Origin of the sequence: Microbacterium protaetiae (genome assembly GCF_004135285.1) — a bacterium.
In the GTDB taxonomy this organism is placed as follows: Bacteria; Actinomycetota; Actinomycetes; order Actinomycetales; family Microbacteriaceae; genus Microbacterium; species Microbacterium protaetiae.
In genome coordinates, this window is sequence record NZ_CP035494.1 from 1,758,772 (window position 1) to 1,778,254 (window position 19,483).

Consider the following 19,483-nt stretch of genomic DNA (forward strand, 5'->3'; position numbering starts at 1 on the left):
GCGTCGCACCGAGACAGAAGGAATTCAGTGACTGAACGATTCAACGTCGCTGTGGTCGGTGCCGGATACTGGGGACCGAACCTGGCGCGCAACTTCGCCGCGAGCCCGGACTGGAACCTCGCGGTCGTGTGCGATCTCGACCTGCAGCGTGCACAGCAGGTTTCCGATCGCGTAGGGGGCGTACCCGTCTCGCAGAGTCTCGACGATGTGCTCGCCGACCCCGCGATCGACGCGATCGCCGTTGCGACGCCGGCCCGCACTCACCATCCGATCGTGATGGCGGCGCTCGACGCCGGCAAGCACGTGTCTGTCGAGAAGCCCTTGGCCGACACCGTCGATCGGGGTGCCGAGATGGTCGACCGCGCCCGCGCGAACGACCTGGTGCTGCTCACCGACCACACCTACTGCTACACACCCGCAGTGATGAAGATCCGTGAGCTGATCGCCGACGGATCGCTGGGCGACATCCTCTTCATCGACAGCGTGCGGATCAACCTCGGCCTGATCCAACCCGACGTCGATGTGCTGTGGGATCTCGCCCCGCATGATCTGTCGATCATCGATTTCGTGCTGCCGGGCGGCATCGACGCGGCCACCGTCGCCGCCCACGGTGCCGACCCGTTGCACACCGGAAAGGCGTGTGTCGGGTACCTCACGCTTCCGCTGGCAGGCGGGGCGATCGCGCACGTGCACGTCAACTGGCTCAGCCCCACCAAGATCCGCCAGATGGTGATCGGCGGCACCAAGCGCACGCTGGTGTGGGACGACCTGAACCCGCAGCAGCGCCTGAGCGTCTACGACCGCGGCGTCGACATCGCCGAACAGTCCAAGGTGACCACGACCGACGCGCGGGCCGCGAACATCTCGTACCGCCTGGGAGACACCTGGTCTCCGGCCCTTCCCGAGCAAGAAGCCCTCTCCAACATGACGGCAGAGTTCGCGGCATCCATTCGTGAAAAGCGCACCGCGCGCACCGACGGAGCGTCGGGATTGCGCGTGCTCTCGGTGCTCGAGGCTGCGAAGAGCAGCCTCGGTGCCGGCGGCGCTCCCCACCCTGTACAGAACACCACGATCGAAAGAGTGTCATGACCCATATCGAAGGCGCGAACATCCTGGTCACCGGCGGTGCCGGCACGATCGGATCCACCCTTGTCGACCAGCTGCTCGATGCCGGTGCGGCACACGTCGACGTGCTCGACAACCTCGTGCGGGGACGGCTGGCGAACCTCGACGGCGCTATCGCGACCGGCCGGGCGACCCAGATCGACGGTGACATTCGCGATCGCAAGGTCGTCGACGAGGTCACCGCGGGCAAAGACATCGTGTTCCACCAGGCGGCGATTCGCATCACGCAGTGTGCGGAAGAGCCGCGACTCGCCCTTGAGGTGCTTGTCGACGGCACCTTCAATGTCGTCGAGGCCGTCGCGCGGCACAAGGTGGGCAAGCTGGTCGCCGCATCCAGCGCCTCGGTCTATGGCATGGCCGAGGAATTCCCCACCACGGAGCGCCATCACCACGAGAACAACGACACGCTCTATGGGGCGTCGAAGACGTTCAACGAAGGCCTCATCCGCAGCTTCCGCGCGATGGAAGGTATCGACTACGTGCTGCTGCGCTACTTCAACGTGTACGGGCCGCGCATGGATGTGCATGGCCTGTACACCGAGGTGCTGGTGCGGTGGATGGAGCGGATCGTTGATGGTAAGCCGCCGCTCATCTTCGGTGACGGCAAGCAGACCATGGACTTCGTCTGCGTGCCCGATATCGCGCGAGCCAACGTGCTGGCGGCGCAGAGTGACATCGTCGAGGGCACCTACAACATCGCCAGCGGAACCGAGACGAGTCTGCTCGAACTCGCCGAAGCGCTGCTGCGCGTGATGGACTCCGACCTCGGCGTTGAATTCGGCCCTGCCCGCACCGTCAACAACGTCGCTCGTCGGCTGGCCGATGTCAGCGCCGCACGACGCGACCTGGGCTGGGAGTCGACGATCGGCCTCGAAGAGGGTCTGCGCCAGCTCGTCGAGTGGTGGCGTCCGCTGCGTGACGAGATCGCGGCTCAGCGATCGGTGATCGCATCATGAGCGACCGCATCAACGTCATGGTCCCCTGGCTCGGCCAGGAAGAGGCGGATGCTGTCGCCGAGACGATCGCCAGCGGGTGGGTGGCGCAGGGCCCTCGCGTCGCGCGTTTTGAAGAGGAGTTCGCCGCCGCAATGCAGGCGCCGCACGCCGTGGCCACAACGAGCTGCACCACGGCGCTGCACCTCGCGCTGCTGGTCGCCGATGTGCGCCCCGGCGACGATGTCGTCGTGCCGTCGTTCTCCTTCATCGCTACGACGAACGCGGTCCGCTATGTCGGGGCCAACCCGGTGTTCGCCGATGTCGACCCGCTTACCGGCAACCTCACCGGCGACACCGTGCGCGCCGCGCTGACGTCGAACACTCGCGCGGTCATCGGCGTCGACCAGGGCGGCGTGCCGCTCGACCTCGACGACGTGCGCGCGGCGACCGATCCCTTCAAGATCGTGGTGATCGAGGATGCCGCATGTGGTGCGGGCTCGACATATAAGGGGCGCCCCGTGGGGGCCGGTGCCGAGATCGCGGCATGGTCGTTCCATCCCCGCAAGTTGCTGACCACCGGCGAGGGCGGCATGCTCACGACGGCGAACGCGCAGTGGGCGGCGCGGGCGAAGAAGCTGCGCGAGCACGCGATGAGCGTCTCGGCCGCCGACCGGCACACTTCGGTGCTGCCGCCGGCCGAGGAGTACACGGAAGTGGGATACAACTTCCGCATGACCGACCTGCAGGCAGCCGTCGGGCTCGTGCAGCTGGGTCGGTTGCCGCAGATCGTCGCGCGCCGTCGGGAGCTGGCATCCCGCTATCAAGAGCACATTGCCGACATTCCCGGGCTGCGTGCCGTCGTCGACCCGGAGTACGGCACCGGCAACTTCCAGTCGTTCTGGGTCGAGGTCGACGAAGGATATCCCGTCGACCGCGAGGGGCTGCTCGAAGCCTTGGCGCACGCCGACATCTCGGCGCGTCGGGGGATCATGGCCTCGCATCGCCAGCCGCCGTATCGCGACCTGACGCCGGAGTCCGGCCTGCCGGTCACCGAACGACTCAACGACCGCACACTGATCCTGCCGCTGTTCCACACTCTCAGCGAAGCCGATCAGGATCGCGTGATCGCTGTGCTGCGCAACCCTGTGGGGGTGTCATGACCGACGGAGTGCTGCTGGTGGGGGCGAGCGGGCTGGCGCGCGAAGTGCTCGCGGCAGGTATCACGGGCGTCGTCGGCATCCTCGACGATGATGTGAACCTGCACGACAGCGAGGTGTGTGGCCTGCCCGTGCTCGGCCCCCTGGCGCTCGCGGCCAAGCGCGACGAGCAGCTGCTCGTGTGCGTCGGGCCGAGCATCAGCCGCCGCAATGTTGTTCGGCGACTGACGAAGTTCGGCGTCGCCGACGATCAGTACGCGACGTACGTCGCGCGCTCGGCTCGCATCGGCGCCACGAGCGACGTCGGTGTCGGCAGCATCCTTCTCGACAGTGTCGTGGTCACCGCCGACGCACGGATCGGCCGCCACGTCGTGGTGATGCCGAACTGCACCGTCACCCACGACGACGTGCTCGACGACTTCAGCACGCTCGCCGCGGGCGTCGCGCTGGGCGGCGGCGTGCACGTCGGCGAGGCGGCCTACCTGGGCATGAACGCGTCGGTGCGTCAGGGCCTTTCGATCGGGGCCGAGTCGACCGTCGGGATGGGGGCCGCGGTGATCACCGAGGTGCCACATGAGCAGACTTGGGCAGGAGTACCAGCCCGCCTTCTGCCGACGAGAGCTTGAAAGACCATATAGGCGCTATGAAGATATTGGTTGCGATTGCAGAGCCTTACCTGCCGGAGACTCACGGGGGCGGACTCCTAGACATTCACGAGTTGTGCCGTGAATGGGCCAAGGATGGTCACGAGGTCACTGTCTTTGCGGGCAGGAGCGAGTCGCGAATACGCCGCCGCATTCGGCGCATTCTCCGCCTGATGGGGTGGCGTCAGCATCCATTTCTAGGAGTGCTGGACGGCTATTTCGTGCTGCGCTCTGGTTCCCACGCGTATGTGGACAACCTTTCGGACTGGGTGGACGCTGAGAAGCCCGATGTCGTTGTCCTTCAGGGATCGCGGTTCGCCATGCTGTTGGATGCCCTATCGGGTCATGACGGGCTTGTGGCTCTCCGATTGGTCACTCGCGAGAGCGCCGCGGAGATAGCGGGGCTGTCATGGGGATCACGGGACTTCCGTGAGCGTATTCGATCAGGCGAGACGATGGTGATCTCGAACTCTCAGTTCCTTGCTCGTGAGACGAAGGCACTTACCGGCATCGACTCGACCGTCATTTATCCGCCCATCACTGTGGATGACACCGGCGCTGTGCCGTCGAGAACTGAGTCGACGATCCTGATGGTGAACCCTATTGCCATCAAGGGGATCGACATCACGCTTGAAGTCGCGAAGATCCGGCCCCAATACCAATTCCTGTTGCTCGAATCATGGCACTTGGACGATAGGCAGCGGGCCGACTTGAACGAACGGATCAGGTCGCTTCCCAACGTCCGATTTGAACGCCATTCGGACGAGATCACGCGCGTCTACGACCGCAGTTCAGTACTGTTCGTCCCGTCGCAGTGGCAGGAAGCGTTCGGACGAGTGGTTCCAGAGGCCGGAGCTCGTGGCGTCCCCAGTGTTTATAGCGACCGAGGCGGCTTGCCCGAGGCGGCTGCCGGCTCCGGGGTCATGGTCGACCCCTGGGCGCCACCGCAAGTCTGGGCTGACGCGCTGGACGGAATTATTGCGGAATGGCTCAAGCATTCTCGCCTGGCGACTGTGAGTTCGGGGCGACCGGACATTGTTCCGCGCGTGGTTGCCACCGAACATATCGAACTGTTTGAATCGGCGAGAGAGCGGCACTGATGTCCAGAATGAACACGACGAATGTCCCGTTCCTCGATCTTGTCGCACAGCAGGACGAGATCGCCGACGAGGTGCTTCCAGTGTGGCAACGACAATTCGCGTCGGCGGGCTTCGTCGGTGGACCTGAGGTCGACGCGTTCGAGCGTGAATACGCCGAGTACATCGGCGTGGGTCACGTGATCGGCGTCTCCAACGGCACCGACGCGCTTGAGCTCGCGTATCGTGCGGCAGGGGTGGGTCCGGGCGACGAGGTCATCATGCCGGCGAACACGTTCATCGCGACGGCCGAGGCCGCGTCGCGGATCGGCGCCGTGCCGGTCTTCATCGACGTCGATGACGAGTATCTGCTGATGGACCCGGATGCCGTGGAAGCGGCCATCACCTTGCGGACGCGGGCGATCGTGCCGGTGCACCTGTTCGGGCAGACCGCGCCCGTCGAGCAGATCGCCCCGATCGCCGAGAAGAACGATCTCGTGCTCATCGAGGATGCCGCGCAGTCACAGGGCGCGAGCTCGGCCGCAGGGCGCGCCGGTTCACTCGGGCGGTTCGCGGCGACGAGCTTCTATCCGGGAAAGAATTTGGGCGCCGCCGGTGACGCAGGCGCGGTGATGACAGACGACTCCGGTGCTGCCGCGCTCATCCGCAATCTTGCCGCGCACGGCAGCTCGGTCAAGTACGTGCACGACAACATCGGCATGAACGCGCGTCTGGATGCGGTGCAGGCGACCGTGCTGCGTGCGAAGCTGCGCCGACTCGACACGTGGAACGCCGCGCGCCGCGCGGCCGCAGCCCGTTACGGCGAGCTGCTGGCGGATGTCGACGGCGTGCGGACACCGTCGGTGCGCCCGGGCAATAAGGACGTGTGGCATCTGTACGTCGTTCGGGTCGCCGAGCGCGACCGCGTGATGGCCGAGCTGAGCGCCGCGGGCATCGGCGTCGGTATCCACTATCCGACGATCGTGCCGCTGACCGAGGCGTACGCGTCGCTCGGCTACCGGCCGGGGCAGTTCCCGGTCGCTGAGGCGGCGGCCGGGTGCATTCTGTCGCTGCCGATGTTCCCGCATCTGACGCAGGAGCAGCAGATCGAAGTCGCGACGTGCCTGACCCGCCTTACGAGAGTGCGCCGGAAATGACAGTCCGCAATGTGGAACGGCGGACGCGAGTTCTCGTTGTTCCGCACAACTTCGAGCTCGGCGGGAGCCAGATCAACGCCCTCGAACTCATCAGCGAGGTCGCCAGAGACCCCGGATTCGAGGTCATCGTCTATGCGCCGGACGGTGAGTTGGTTGAGCGAGCCCGACGCATCGGCGTGGAACTGCATCTCACGAAGCTGAGAGAGTCTGCATTGTCGTTGAGAAGGATTCACGACCTCCGAAAACTCATCCGCACGCGAGGAATCGATGTGATTCACACCTACGAATGGGTCCCCACCGTCGATGCGGTATTCGCCGCAGGTGTGGGTGTCGGGGTGCCGCTGGTCTCCACGATCTTGTCGATGGACTATCCGTACTTCATCCCTTCGACTGTTCCGCTTGTGCTGGGAACTCAACAGCTCGTCGACCGTGCGAGAGGGGAAGGCCGCGTCGCACGATTGATCGAACCCCCCGTGGACACGGAGGAGTTCCGGCCGAACGCATGTGGGCCGGACGAGATCGCAGCGGCACGCGCAGAGTGCGGCGCAGGCCAAGACGACGATCTCGTCGTCGTCGTCGGCAGACTTGCGCAGGCGCTCAAACTGGAAGGGATCCTGACTCTTGTCGAGGCGATCGGGAACCTCGGCAGAACCGCGCCCGTTCGGCTCGCGATCGTCGGGGATGGGCCCGAGCGCCCAGCCGTGCAAGCAGCGGTTGACAGGGCGAATGCCCACGCGCGTCGGAAAGTGATCTCCCTCCTAGGATCACGCTCTGAGCCTCTTCGCTACTATCTCGCGGCGGATATCGCCGTTGGGATGGGAGGATCGGCACTTCGGGCGATGGCAGTGGCAAAACCGCTCCTGGTCCAGGGCGAGCAGGGATTCTGGGCGATGGCAGACGAGCAGTCGCTACCGCAGTTTCTCGAACACGGTTGGTATGGCATCGGGGAGGGTACGGGGGCGACAGAGCGTTGTACCGCTGAGCTGGCGCGCATGCTGGCGCTTGACGAATCAGAACGCGCTGCCCTCGGGCAATTCGGCCGTGATCTCGTGATGCGTCGCTACAGCTTGCAAGCAGCCGGACTCGAGCTGCGGGCGGTCTACGCGGATGTCGTCTCGATGCCGCGCCAGACCGCGTTCCAACGGCTGGTCGCAGCGGCGCGGCTCGCGCTGGAGTTGGCAAAGGTTCGTATTTCGACCCGCTTCCCTCGTATCCAGCGAAAGGTGCGGGAGCTCCGCGGCCACGCGATCACACAACAAGTGGGTGCTTGAGTGGCTGGGGGTGGCGGCGCCGACGGCCGCGTCAACGAGCACGGACAACTCGCGGACAAAGCCATCACGTCCGTGATGTGGAGCGCGGCTCAGCGCTGGGTAGTGCGAATCGCGGGATTCGTCACGATCCTGATCCTGACACGTTTGCTGTCTCCGCAGGACTTCGGCACGGTTGCGATTGCGACTTCCATGTTGCCTATCGTGAATGTCCTCGCTGACATGGGGTTCTCTTCCTACATCATGCAGGCATCGCACGTGGACCGTCGCATGTTAAGCACCGCCTTCTGGTTCACGACGGCAGCCGGCGTCGTGCTCGCCGGTGGTCTGTTCTTGTCTGCCCCTGTCATCGCACTGATCTTCAACATTTCGGACGTGTCGGGTGTCGTCAGGGGACTCGTTCCCGCAGTCCTGCTCGTCACTGCGAGCACCGTTCCGATGTCTCTCCTGCGTCGCAGAATGCGTTTCCGTGCTCTTGCAGCCCAATCCATATGCGCCGCGCTCGTCGGGCAGGCTGCCGCTGTGGCGCTCGCGCTCATGGGATTCGGAGTCTGGGCGCTCATTGCACAGACCGTGCTCAATCAGCTTGTCACGTTTGTGTTCTGCTGGTTCTCCGCTCGATGGATCCCTCGCCTCTCGTTTTCGCTTGCTGAGTTCAAAGCGATGAGTACATTCGGCATCAAGGTCGTGAGCGTCGAAATCGTCGGGGTAGGTCGCTCACTGGCCGAAAACGCGATCATCGTGGCTGCCTTGGGACCGGCGGGGCTTGGGTACCTGAATATCGCCCAAAGGCTGATCCAAGTCGTCCAAGACGTGTCAGCTGCTGCGATCGTGCCGGTGTCAACCGTCGTGTTCGCACAGGTCCGTGGGGAGGCAGACAGACTTCGATCCGCATACTCGAGATCTCTGTCAATGGGCTACGGGGTGATCATCCCGGTGATGATCGTCATCGCGCTCGTATCCCCGATCATTCTTCCAGCCTTCTTCGGCCAGGTATGGGTGCCAAGTGTTGCTGCCTCGCAGGTACTCGCAGTCGCATCCATTTTCGTGACCGGCGCACTGATCGATTACGGCCTCTTATACGGTGTCGGGAAGCCGGGAATGTGGCTGATATATGCCACTGCTATCGACGGCCTCACCATACTGTCGGCTGCGCTGACGGCACGATTCGGACTCGTGTCCTGGGCGCTCGGGTTTCTTGTGGTTGCGATTGTTGCGACGATTGTGCGATGGGCGCTGGTGGCTCACGTACTGGCTGTCAGATGGCAGAGCGTCGCCTCGCCGTTCTTTCGAGCCATGGCGACAGCTGCTGTCTCAGGGGCGCTCGGATACGCAGCGTACGTTCTCTCCCAGCCTCTCGGTCCTGTTGCGTGTGTCGTTCTGACCGGAACAGCGGTCCTCCTTGCGCAGTTCGGAGCGATGTTCGTCATCATGCGAGCCACGTTCAGGGAAGTGGTCCGTCTGGTGTCACAACGTCTGCCTATCGTTAGCAAGTCGACCACGAATTGGACCCAACGTCTCTCTCGCACGGTAAGCGTGCGAGAGAGAGCAGCGTCAAGCGATTCCGTAGAAAAGGACATGTGAGACCATGCGCATGCACGAGGACGAGGCATTGGCCGGCGGTGGCGCGCCCGACATGGTTCGAGGTCAACGCCTCGACGGTGAGACGCGGGCACGGGTCTCTGTCGTGATTCCCTGCCACAACTACGCACAGTATCTGGAGGAAGCCGTCGTATCGGCGCTGGCACAGGAAGGTGTCGAGGTCGACGTGACCATCGTGGATGATGCATCGACGGACGACAGCGTGAAGATTGCGCGCAGACTCGTGGATGCGGATCCTCGCGTTCGTCTCATCGCACGCGAAGTGAATCTCGGCCACATCCACACTTTCAACGAGGCCCTGGAGAGCGCGACGGCGCCGTATGTGGTCAAGCTTGACCCCGATGATCTCTTGCCGCCGGGATCGTTGTCGCGGTCAGTGTCGGTTCTGGAGACGCATCCCGACGTCGTCTTCGTGTATGGACCGGTGACCTCTTTCAGCGGGCAGCCGCCGACATCGGTGAGAGCGGTGGGAGCGCGGCGGTTGAAGATCTGGCCTGGCAGAAAGTGGCTGACGCTCAGAATGAAGCGCTGCCGAAACGTCATTTATCAGCCCGAGGTGATGATTCGTACCAGTGCGCTGCAGACCGTTGGAGGTCATCGTGCTGAGGTGCCGGCGGCAAGCGATCTCAATCTCTGGCTGCGTCTCGCGTCCCAGGGTTCGGTCGCGCGGATCGGAGGCGTGGTCCAGGGCTTCTATCGACAGCATTCGCTGAGTATGCAGCACACTGTTCACACGGGAAAGTTGGTGGACTTCCGGGCGAGAAGAGACGCATTCGACCTGTTTTTCGCGGAAGCACCCAACACGGTGAAGGGTCTTTCCGATATGCGGGTGCTGTCTCGACGCTCGTTGGCAAAGGATGCTGTGCGCTTGGCATTTGAGGAACACGAAGCGGGCAATCCTGCACAGGAATACCTCGATGACGCTGCGAGGCTCGACTCCCGCATAGTGAGGACACGTGCCTGGAAGATCAACAGGAGACGTGTCGCCGACCCGGGATACAACGGGATCCCCGTGCGTCTTGAGCGTGTGCGGCGGGATCTCGCTGCGAGGATTCGGTTCCGAATGTGGCGGAGGTTCGGGATATGATGCACGATGCCGAACGCATTGCGCCGCGTGTCGCCTTCTTGCACCCTTCGCGCGGCCCGATCACTGAGCGCGATTGGTCGGGCACACCGCTGGGACTCGTCACTGCGATGCGTGGCCTCGGGGTCGAGGTCATCGAGGTCGGGTATAAGGTTCCGACGCTTGTCCGCCGCTTGGCGCACGTCGTCTCCCGCGTGATATCACACGATCTGACGGCCGCGGAGCGCAGCAGCATCAAGATATGGCTGCGTCGGCGCACATTCCAGAACCAGCTGGATCGTCTTGGGCACCTTGACGGAGTGCTCGCCGTCGGCACGGACTGCTACGAGCTCGAGCGCCTTGTCGTCCACGCGCCCGTTGCGACATACGACGACACCACCCTTTCGACGATGTGGGAGAGCCCAGAGTCCGACACGAGCAATGCCGGCTTCAGAGAACGTGACGTTCGACGGTGGATAGAGACCCAGGCGCGGTCCGCTCGCGCAGCGACGGTCAACTGCGCGAGCACGACGTGGGCGGCGCGTTCCATCGTCTCTGACTATGGTGTGCCGAGCGATCGGGTCGTTGCGGTCGGTATGGGACACCGCCCGCGCACGGCTGGTCCAGTGGTCGCGCGCGACTGGAGCGTTCCTGTCTTTCTCTTTGTCGGCGTTGACTGGAGAAGGAAGAACGGGGAGGCGGTTGTGCGCGCCTTCGAGGCAGTGCGACGGGTTCACCGAGATGCCACTCTCCATCTTGTCGGCAGACATGCCCCAGTATCCGGCCCGGGGATCGTGGATCATGGTCTGCTCGCACGAGACGATCCTGAGGCGCAGAATACGCTTGATAACCTGCTCGCGCGGGCGACGGCCTTTGTGCTTCCGAGCCGGTTCGACCCCTCTCCGATCGCATATCTGGAAGCTGCCTCCGCAGGCATTCCTGTCATCGCGACATCCGAAGGCGGCGCCGGTGAACTACTCGGAGAGGCTGCGATCGTCGTGTCTCCATTCGATGACGCGGCTCTGTTCAATGCGATGTTGACTCTCTCGGGCCCGGAAGAAGCGCGGCGACGGGGAGAGCTCGCGAAGGAACGGGCCGCGGAATCTACCTGGGAACACGTCGCGTCTCGTATTCTCGCTGCACTGGGGGTGTCTGCTGGTGAGACCGAGCGAGTGCAGTGACATGTGTACCGTGGTGGTGAATCAGGCACACAGAAGGGCTCATACAAGGTGACCGTTCCGTCGACGGCACGTCACGCCCTACGTGCCGCAGTTCACAGATATCGGCGGTCTGCGGACCTGAAGTGGCGGAGGATCCCGAAGTTCGCGATTTCTGCGGCGGCCGGTGAGCCGGTCGTCTACTATCTGACCCCCACCACTGTGCGGCCTCAAGGTGGGGTTCGTGTCGCCTTTCGTCACGTCGATGCGTTGAACGAGTTGGGGTGGAGAGCGTCGATCTTGCAGAGGGGGACGGTGGCCCGACCCCGCTGGTTCGAGAATTCGACTCCGATCGTCTCGTTCGATCGGCTGGAGTTCCACGCGAATGACGTTCTTGTCGTCCCCGAGGTGTACGGGCGCACGCTGACGGATCTTCCCGCCGACGTGCGCGTGCTTGTCTTCAATCAGGGGGCATACATCACCTTTGACGGGCTGGACTACGCGAAGACGTCGCCCGGGGCGCCGTACCGGGGTGTCCGTGGCCTAGAAGGCATCATGACCGTGTCCCACGACAGCGCTGATCTTCTCTCGCTCTCCTACCCGGACGTTCCCGTCGACATCGTCAGACCCGTGGTCGATTCATCGCTCTTTCACCCGGGCGATTCTGTACGTGAGCAGACGATCGCCTTCATGCCCAGCCGGCGAGCGGGCGAGATTAATCAGATCATGCACATCCTTCGTGCACGCGGCATCAACTGGACGTTCTCGCCGATGGAGGGACTCACCGAGCGCGAAGTGGCGCAGCGGTTGCGGCGCTCCCGTCTGTTCCTGAGCATGAGCGACCGCGACGGTTTCGGCCTGCCTCCGGCAGAGGCGATGGCGTGCGGATGCTACGTCGTCGGCTATCCCGGTGGCGGTGGGTCAGAGTTCTTCGACCCGAGCTACTGCTCACCCGTCGCATCGACCGCGGAGCTCGTGCGAGCGATCGAGACAGCGATATCGACGCCGGAAGAAGAACTCGCGCAGGCCGGCGAACGCGCTTCTCACGCCATTCGAAGTCACTATGACGTGCAGGGACTCGCAGACGACCTCAGCAAGGTGTTCGCTCGCATCCTCGGGGCGGTGTAGGAAGAGGCGCAGTGGGGCAACCCTGGGGAGCTGAGGAGAACGCGGCGACTCCGCGCTCATGCCTGCAGCACAGGTATGATTCAGGCAATTCCGCTACCATCGGGAGATTGGTTGGGGAATGGGCTCAGATTGGGGAGAGTGAGCTCAAATTGTCTTTGCGTGAGCTATTGAGATTGCTCGGTCGGCGCTGGTACATCATGGTCGTCGCCGTGGCGCTTGCTGCGACGAGCACGGTCATGCTCGCCCGCGATGGAGGCATCTACACCTCTCGAACGATCGTGGTTCTCACCTGGCCCGGGTCCACCGCAGTCAGTCCGTACAACGGGACGAATGACTGGAGCGTGATCACGTTCGCGGAAGCGGTCACGACCATCGTCAACGGGGGGAAGACCGACACCCAGTACTACTCGCACGTCGATGCGCCCCTGTACGGGGTTGGTGTCAGGCAGGCGAGCACCGTGACCGTCAGAGATGAGGGAAGCCAGTGGGTATCGGATATCGACTCGGCAGTCATCGAAGTGCAGGTCGTCGGTCGCACGCACGACTGGGTGGAGACGCGACAGCAAGCGCTACTTGACAAGATCGAAGAAGTGGCGGTCGCCGAACAGGGCGGGGACGAGGTGCCCGCGGATGAGAAGATCGCGGTGCACGTCGAGTCGCTGACGAAAGAGATCGCCTATGTGTCTGCGTCGCGGATGGCGAAGATACTGGCCGCAATGGCGCTGTTCGGCACAGCTCTGATTCTTGGAGGAGCGATCGCGTGGGTCACCGACCGGCGCAGCGTGCGGCGACACCAGTCGGGCGCAGAAAGCAGCACGCACCGACACGAGGGTGAGTTGAGTGGAGCAATGGCGCAATGAATTTCATGGATGTCCTTCGGGGACTGATGCGGCGGTGGTACATCGCTGTGCCGGGTGTGATCATTGCGGTTGCCGCTGCTGTGGGCGTCTGGCTCATCACACCCTCCGAGTATGAGCGATCGGCTTCGCAGCTTCTCCTTCCGGGAGTGGGCGTGCTCCCCAAGGGAGCGACGAACCAATACCTGTACATGGGCGGCCTCGCTCCGGTCGCGGACGTACTCACGCGGGCAGTTGATTCTGACGAGATGGTGCAGACCATGCGTGAGAACGGCGCGGAGGTGGCGATCGCCAGGGATGGATCAGCGACCGGCCCCGTCATATTGCTCACGGTCACGGCCGACAGCGACGATGCCGCAGCCACGATGATCGACGACATCGTCGCGCAGACGGCAGTGACACTCGACCAGTTGCAAGCAGCTCAGAACATCCCAGAAGACGACAGGGTCACCGTGTCGACGATATCGGTCGACACCAAGAGCACGGTCCATGAACGGTCGAGGATGGTGAGGGCGGGTGCCGCGGGTGTGGCGATCGCTATGGTCGCGTTGATCCTGGCAAGCGTCATCGATGGTTTGAAGACGAAGAGGCGACGCGGGAAGCGTACAGAATCCACCGCCCGCGCAGATGCTCGGATGGAGGATCTCGATCCGCTCATCGACGACAGTGAGATCTTAGATGGGCCTCGATCGGTTCCGGCCGGAAGCCCGCAGGGAAGTGCCGAGGTCATCGAGCAGCATGGGATCGACAGCCACGAGAGGGCGCGGGCGTCGGTGCCGGAATGATCGAGTGGGGGCGCGCAGACAGCGCGGAGTTCCGCCCTGTGGCGGCACAGGAGCATCAGGGGATCGCGCCGCCGAGCAGGTCGTCGGCCGTCGCGATGCTGATCGTGTTCGTTCTGCTGCTCTTCGTCATCCCGTCGAACGTGTCGATTGTCGGCCTGGGCACCCTCGGGCGTCCTTCGTTGCTGTGGGGGCTTGTGCTGGCAGTGTGGTGGGCGCTCACCCACTTGCAGACGAGGACGAAGGATGTGCAACCTCCTGCCCAGCCGGTCCGTTGGGCGCTGGGGGCCTTCATCATCATCGTTCTGGTCAGCTTTGCGGCGGCGATGCTCCGCGGCCAGCCCGCCGATCAGGTGAGCCCCGCGATGACGGCCGTCGTGCGCGTGGCGTCGTGGTCGGGCGTGACACTCGTTGCCATGGACGGCATTCGTACGCAGGGCGACATCGTTCGACTCGTCAAGGTTGCTGTCATCGCAGCGGGGGGAATGGCACTTCTCGGGTACGCCCAGTTCTTCACGGGATCCAGCCTCACGGAATGGATAGCGCGAATCCCCGGGATCTCGTTCGACTGGGGCGGCATCGACATTCGCGGTGCCTACATCCGCCCGGCAGGCACCGCCACGCACCCGCTCGAGTTCGTGACGTCGATTCTTGCCGTCTTGCCCATCGCCATCACAGCGGCGATCACCGGGGGGTTCCGTTCGACGTCACGGAGGCGGTTCCTGTGGTGGCTGGTCGTCGTTGCAATCGTCGGAATATGTCTCCTTTCCGTGTCGCGCTCCGCGATGATCGGACTGCTGGTCGTCTTCGTGCTGCTTGCGCCGTTTGTGCCCTCGAGGTACCGCTGGGGTGGGTTCTTCGGCGGACTTGTGGGGATCGCGGTCATCGTCGTTGCGGTTCCGGGGGTGTGGAGGGCATCGCTCGGTCTCTTCGCCGACGTGTCGGATGATCCCGGCACAGCATCACGAACAGGGGGCTTGGAGCGGCTCCCCGAGTTCATCTCGGACTCGCCCGTCATCGGATCGGGGCTCGGCACGTTTATGTCCCGCTACTACGTGTTCGACAACCAGTGGGCCGGGCTGCTGGTCGAACTCGGCATTGCGGGAACGCTCTCGTTCATTGTGCTCATCGCCTGCGCGGTGTGGAGCTCGGCGTACGCGGCGAGAAGGTCTCCGTTCCCAGAGACGAAGCTGCTCGCCGGAGCGATTCTCACCGGCACGGTCACGATCGCGGTGTTGTTCCTCTTCTTCGATGGACTGAGCTTCCCGATAGCAGCAGGCTTGTTCTTCCTCTTCGTGGGGCTCTCGGCTTCTCTCCGCCGGATCGCGCACTCCGACGTCGAACTTCAGAACTCCATGACGTCGAAAGCTGTGAATCGACGTCGAGTCGCGGGTTCACCTGTCGACCGTCTCGCACAATGATGAAGCGACCCCGGGCTGGAAAGGAGCGATTCCGTTCCAGCCCAAGGTCGCAACGACAGGCGAGGTGCCGCTCAGCCGCCCACGGTCACCCGGTAGATGTGGTGGGTGTACTCGGCGGCGAAGTCGTCCTGGAACGTTCCGTTCGTCACCTTCACCGTGCGACCCTCGTCGACGACCTCGACGGAGGTGGCCTTCGCGAGCTGCGGCGGAAGCGTGAACGTGCGCGATCCGGTGCCGCCCGTCGTCATGGCGACGACGTAGGCCGAGCCGTTCGAGACCTTGAGAGCCGTGTCCAGGCCGTCGCCGAACTTCCACGTGTAGGTGGGCGAGTTGAGCGCGGGGGCCATCTCTTCCACCTGGGCGTTGATCGCCGTGATCGCCTTCAGCCGGTCGGAGCCGCACTGGATGATCGAGTACGTTCCGCAGCTTCCGTTGTTGTTGTGCTGGAAGTACGCGACACCCGCGGCCCCGTGGATGAGAGCGCTCCACACCGCGCCACCGATCTGCCCAGTGGTAATCGTCGTGCGGCCGTCTTCGGTGAGGAACGGCATTCCCGTCTCGACGAAGACCCAGTTCGGCTTGGGCGTGGTGGAGAACGTCTCCATCCGATCCTGAAGCCACCCGTATGCCGCGGAACTCGACGGGTTCTTCGACGTCGTCCAGTACGGGTCGTACTTGATGAGATCCTGCACGTGTGGGCTGGTGTACGCGTACTTGTCGACGGCAGACACATCGAGAAGGTTCAGCTGGTCGTCCATGGTGTTCGGAGCCCAGTACGTTCCGAGCACGCCGTTGCCGAAGTTCGCCTGGACGAACCGACCGTCATTGAGCGCCCGGATCTTCTTCGCATACGACGTTTGCTGCGCGAGCCGGCCCTGCTCGGTGTCGGAGTCGCAACCGCCGAGGCCCATCTCGCATTCGTCGCTGAGGAACCAGCCGACGACGCCCGGATCTGAGCCGATCTCGGAAGTCGACCATTCCTGCTGTTGCGCGATCACGGACATGCCTGTGCGCGTGACGGTCGAGATATCCGAACCATCGTGCTCGACGCCCATGTACGTGTTGATGCCCGCTGCCTTCAGAGCAGAAGCGTGCTCTGGCTTGCCCAGGAAGACCGAGATCGGGAAGAACGAAGAGTCCGTCCACCCCGAAGCGGCCGCTTTCGGGAACTTCGCGTAGTAGCTGGAGCCTCCGTACCAGGGCTCCTGCGGCAGGTCGAGTGCCGCAACGGTCCCCGTTACAGGTGGGGTCTGCGCCGACTGGGACGGCGTCGGCGATGGAGTCTGTGTCTGCGTCGGCGTCGGCGACGGAGCGGTCACAGGGGCCGATGGGGTGGGACTGGACGTCGGACTCGGTGACCCGGTTACGGGTGCGCTCTCGGCCGCGAAGACAACGTCGATGTAGTAATTCGAGTTTCGAAAGTTCTTGGTCGGATAGCCTCCGTTGCCGTACTTGTACACGCCAGCGCCCTTGGGAAAGACGATGTTGCCACGCGTGACCGTGTGGGTGAAGTAGTTCTCATCGGCGGAGTAACCACCGCGCGGGGAGATGTACGACGCAACGTACGTCGCGCCAGGTTTGACGGCGACGGGAGTCGAGAGGTGGGCGGTCACCCATCCCGTCGACGAGCCCGACGGGAATGTGACGGTCGCCAGCGCGTGACCCTTCGCATCCCAGAGCGTCGCGTGGTGCGTCCCGCGGTTCGAAGGTGTCCGATAGAACTGGATGCCGGTGATGGTGCCCGCCTTCTTGACAGAGAACTTCACGCCGAGCTCGACGGATTGTCTGTCGGGGTCGACGGGCGTGCGGGGTGCGATAGTCTCCCCGAAGCCCCCCGTGGTCGCTGTCGGCGCCGAGGCTGCCTTCGTCGCGGCGGCAGCCGAGGCCGTGCGCGCCGAGTTCCTCGTGGAGGCGTCGGCCGCGTCCGGCTTCTGGACGGCGGCTGCCGAGGTCGCGAGCACGACGCCCGAGGTGAGGATCGCCGCAGCGCCGAACGCAATGATTCGCCAACTGAAGCGGGGCCGTGTCGCGTGACGTCGTCTGGTGGTGTGCTGTCCGTTGGGGGTATCGGTATTGCTCAAAACGTTGCCCCTCCCGGGGGCAGTTGGGGGTCGGGATCACGAGCTTTGGTCGAGGGTGGGGGTCCCTCGGCTCGCGTCGCAGTACTCGCAAAACCGTAGCATCTGAGACGTATTCGTGCGCATGATAATTACGTGAGACTCAGAGTGTCAAGATGAGACGGCTCACAGAACCGCATGAACCGATTATGAGCCGCTTCTCATCCGCTCGGCAATATGCCGGAGCACGTTCTCGTCAGTCAAGGAGTTCGACTGGATGTGCACGGCGACGTCGTCGGGGTGCAGCCGGTCGAGGAACCGGTCTGCGTGCTCGAGGTCGAGCGGCGTGGGATCCCAGTGGCTATGACAGAGGCTTCGTTGTTGTGTGTTGGTGCGGTAGCGAGCATCGGCCAGCGTCATCACGTAGGTGCCGTAGAAGATGAACTCCGAGAAGTCGAGGCGGCTGCCGATCACATCACGCCAATCGCGACTCGTTGTCTCCGCTACTCGGGAGGTAGAAGCGCGCACGAGCTCGGGGTCCCAGCTGGCGAAGGCCGAGATGTAGTCGGGGGAGTCGGGTTCGACCTTGCTGGTGCCGAGCAACGCGCGTGCGGCTGCCTGCCATGCGAGGTGCCGGGTCATCGCTGGGGTGATCCCGTGCGGTGACCGGTACAGCCGGACGACGCCGGCCTTATCGCGGAACGTCGATTCGACGAGAGGCCGGACGATGAGCACATCGGAATCGATGAGCAGGGCGACGTCGGCCTCAAGCGTTGATACGACCGCGAGCTTGACGAGTTGCTGCAGCATCCACCCGCGGATCGGGGGCCACGGGCGGGTCGCGTTGACGGCGTTGATGCGAAACCCGCGGGGGAGCCCGGGAATCCGCGCGAGAGGAATGGTCGAGACGAAGCGGCGAGGAAGAACCGCGCGGTAGCCGATGACATCGAGCCGCCCGGTGTCGACGGACCGGAAGAGGGGGACGTCGCGGTCGGGAACCGCAACGATGTGTCGCACCATCGGGTCGGTGTGCTCAATCACCGAGCGATGAAGACGCGCGAAGCTGGGGAAGTCCGGAGCGTGACTGGGAGTGACGACCTGAAGGCTCATGCTCTGCTCCGCGTCTTCGAGGCCCGTGGGAGTTGCGACCAGCTTCTCTCAGCCAGAAGAGTGCCAAGCACTGCGCGATGCGCGGGGGCAGCGGCACGGACCAGCTCGTGCAGTGTCACGACGCCCCGCATGAGCGCGGCCGCGATCTGACTGTTGTGTTTGCGCGAGTAACGGATGCGATTCACGGCCAGCAGTTGGTCGAGTTCGATCGACGAACCCGAACCACCTTGGGAATGATGCACGGTGGCTGAGGGCTCGTACCAGACCGCGTGACCGGCCATGCGAACACGGCGAAAGAAATCTGTCTCTTCGGAGTAGAGGAAGAACCGTTCATCCCAGGGGCCGACCTCACGGGCGACATCGGCGCGGATCAGAAGCGCCGCGCCCGTCGCCCAGTCGACCTCGCGCGGCGAGCCATACGACGCGGCCTTGAAGATGGTCTCGCTCAACGCGGCGGGCCGGTTGGGGAAACGACTGCCGAACGCCGCATCGCCGAGCGCGCGCACCAGTGAAGGCTCGTTGCGCAACGATCGCGTCAGCTCGTCGTTCGTCAGGATGCGGGGCACGACGATGCCGGCGACCCTCTCCTTCTGCGCAGTTCGCAGAGCGGTCACGCTTCCCGAATCCACCGTGAGATCGGGGTTGAGAATGAGCACGTCATCGCAGTCGCCAATGTGCCGCATGGCGACGTTGATGCCCCCCGCATACCCGAGGTTGCCGCCTGTGGGCACGCACACGATGTCGGCGATCTGCGATGCGACGGTCACCGTGTCGTCGTTCGAGTCGTTGTCTGCCACGACAACCCGCAGTCGGTTCGACGATGCTTCTGGTCGCAAAGACGCGATCAGGGCCGGCAGATCGTCGGCGCTGTTGTAGGTCACGATGATCACCGCGACATCAGCGTGCTCATCGGCTGAGACGAATCTCGGCTCTGTCTCGGTCAT

At 63.8% G+C, this 19,483-nt stretch carries 18 protein-coding genes; 15 read left to right on the top strand and 3 right to left on the bottom strand.

Annotated elements, in window-relative coordinates; all coding sequences use genetic code 11:
* Positions 1 to 27: 27 nt before the first annotated feature.
* The 14 genes from ET475_RS08130 to ET475_RS08195 all read left to right on the top strand — a co-directional run bounded on the left by ET475_RS08130 (position 28) and on the right by ET475_RS08195 (position 15,372).
* The gene (locus ET475_RS08130) at positions 28 to 1,089 is read left to right on the top strand and encodes a Gfo/Idh/MocA family protein (protein WP_129388394.1); all 1,062 of its coding nucleotides are present in this window, start codon (positions 28 to 30) and stop codon (positions 1,087 to 1,089) included.
* Entirely contained in the window at positions 1,086 to 2,081 is a 996-nt protein-coding gene (locus ET475_RS08135; protein ID WP_129388397.1) for an NAD-dependent epimerase/dehydratase family protein, read from the top strand. Before ET475_RS08130 ends, ET475_RS08135 begins: the two co-directional genes overlap by 4 nt.
* A complete protein-coding gene (locus ET475_RS08140) occupies positions 2,078 to 3,220 on the top strand; it encodes a DegT/DnrJ/EryC1/StrS family aminotransferase (RefSeq protein WP_242497808.1) in 1,143 nt (380 codons plus the stop codon). The genes ET475_RS08135 and ET475_RS08140 overlap by 4 nt, the downstream gene beginning before the upstream one ends.
* Positions 3,217 to 3,843, top strand: coding sequence for a NeuD/PglB/VioB family sugar acetyltransferase (locus ET475_RS08145; RefSeq protein ID WP_129388400.1), 627 nt, complete (start codon positions 3,217 to 3,219; stop codon positions 3,841 to 3,843). Before ET475_RS08140 ends, ET475_RS08145 begins: the two co-directional genes overlap by 4 nt.
* A 17-nt stretch (positions 3,844 to 3,860) precedes the next feature.
* Positions 3,861 to 4,961: a glycosyltransferase gene (locus tag ET475_RS08150; protein WP_129388403.1), complete on the top strand. Its 1,101-nt coding sequence runs from the start codon at positions 3,861 to 3,863 to the stop codon at positions 4,959 to 4,961.
* Between the two features lie 8 nt (positions 4,962 to 4,969).
* Positions 4,970 to 6,094 carry a DegT/DnrJ/EryC1/StrS family aminotransferase gene (locus ET475_RS08155; protein WP_129388406.1) on the top strand — a complete coding sequence of 375 codons (1,125 nt, stop codon included), beginning with the start codon at positions 4,970 to 4,972 and terminating at the stop codon, positions 6,092 to 6,094.
* On the top strand, positions 6,091 to 7,365 hold the full coding sequence (locus ET475_RS08160; protein ID WP_129388409.1) for a glycosyltransferase: 1,275 nt from the start codon (positions 6,091 to 6,093) through the stop codon (positions 7,363 to 7,365). Before ET475_RS08155 ends, ET475_RS08160 begins: the two co-directional genes overlap by 4 nt.
* Entirely contained in the window at positions 7,366 to 8,946 is a 1,581-nt protein-coding gene (locus ET475_RS08165; RefSeq protein WP_129388412.1) for a lipopolysaccharide biosynthesis protein, read from the top strand.
* A 10-nt stretch (positions 8,947 to 8,956) separates the two neighbouring features.
* Positions 8,957 to 10,051 carry a glycosyltransferase family 2 protein gene (locus ET475_RS08170; protein WP_165310832.1) on the top strand — a complete coding sequence of 365 codons (1,095 nt, stop codon included), beginning with the start codon at positions 8,957 to 8,959 and terminating at the stop codon, positions 10,049 to 10,051.
* The gene (locus tag ET475_RS08175; protein WP_129388417.1) at positions 10,048 to 11,208 is read left to right on the top strand and encodes a glycosyltransferase family 4 protein; all 1,161 of its coding nucleotides are present in this window, start codon (positions 10,048 to 10,050) and stop codon (positions 11,206 to 11,208) included. The genes ET475_RS08170 and ET475_RS08175 overlap by 4 nt, the downstream gene beginning before the upstream one ends.
* Positions 11,209 to 11,499: 291 nt before the next feature.
* Positions 11,500 to 12,312: a glycosyltransferase gene (locus ET475_RS08180; RefSeq protein WP_129388420.1), complete on the top strand. Its 813-nt coding sequence runs from the start codon at positions 11,500 to 11,502 to the stop codon at positions 12,310 to 12,312.
* 197 nt (positions 12,313 to 12,509) lie between these two features.
* Positions 12,510 to 13,172 carry a hypothetical protein gene (locus ET475_RS08185; RefSeq protein WP_129388423.1) on the top strand — a complete coding sequence of 221 codons (663 nt, stop codon included), beginning with the start codon at positions 12,510 to 12,512 and terminating at the stop codon, positions 13,170 to 13,172.
* Between the two features lie 146 nt (positions 13,173 to 13,318).
* Positions 13,319 to 13,954, top strand: coding sequence for a hypothetical protein (locus ET475_RS08190; RefSeq protein ID WP_129388426.1), 636 nt, complete (start codon positions 13,319 to 13,321; stop codon positions 13,952 to 13,954).
* On the top strand, positions 13,951 to 15,372 hold the full coding sequence (locus tag ET475_RS08195) for an O-antigen ligase family protein (protein WP_129388430.1): 1,422 nt from the start codon (positions 13,951 to 13,953) through the stop codon (positions 15,370 to 15,372). Before ET475_RS08190 ends, ET475_RS08195 begins: the two co-directional genes overlap by 4 nt.
* Positions 15,373 to 15,443: 71 nt before the next feature.
* Here ET475_RS08195 and ET475_RS08200 read toward each other — a convergent pair whose 3' ends face one another.
* A complete protein-coding gene (locus ET475_RS08200) occupies positions 15,444 to 17,189 on the bottom strand; it encodes a DUF4082 domain-containing protein (protein WP_277985773.1) in 1,746 nt (581 codons plus the stop codon).
* 19 nt (positions 17,190 to 17,208) lie between these two features.
* On the opposite strand from ET475_RS08200, the gene ET475_RS18090 reads away from it, so the two are divergent.
* Complete coding sequence (locus ET475_RS18090) at positions 17,209 to 17,406, top strand: hypothetical protein (protein ID WP_242497810.1); 198 nt, start codon at positions 17,209 to 17,211, stop codon at positions 17,404 to 17,406.
* A gap of 230 nt (positions 17,407 to 17,636) precedes the next feature.
* Here ET475_RS18090 and ET475_RS08205 read toward each other — a convergent pair whose 3' ends face one another.
* Together ET475_RS08205 and ET475_RS08210 are read right to left on the bottom strand one after the other, a co-directional pair.
* Complete coding sequence (locus ET475_RS08205) at positions 17,637 to 18,539, bottom strand: DUF6492 family protein (protein ID WP_129388436.1); 903 nt, start codon at positions 18,537 to 18,539, stop codon at positions 17,637 to 17,639.
* Positions 18,536 to 19,483 (bottom strand): glycosyltransferase family 2 protein, encoded by a 948-nt coding sequence (locus ET475_RS08210; RefSeq protein WP_129388439.1) that lies wholly within the window; start codon positions 19,481 to 19,483, stop codon positions 18,536 to 18,538. Before ET475_RS08210 ends, ET475_RS08205 begins: the two co-directional genes overlap by 4 nt.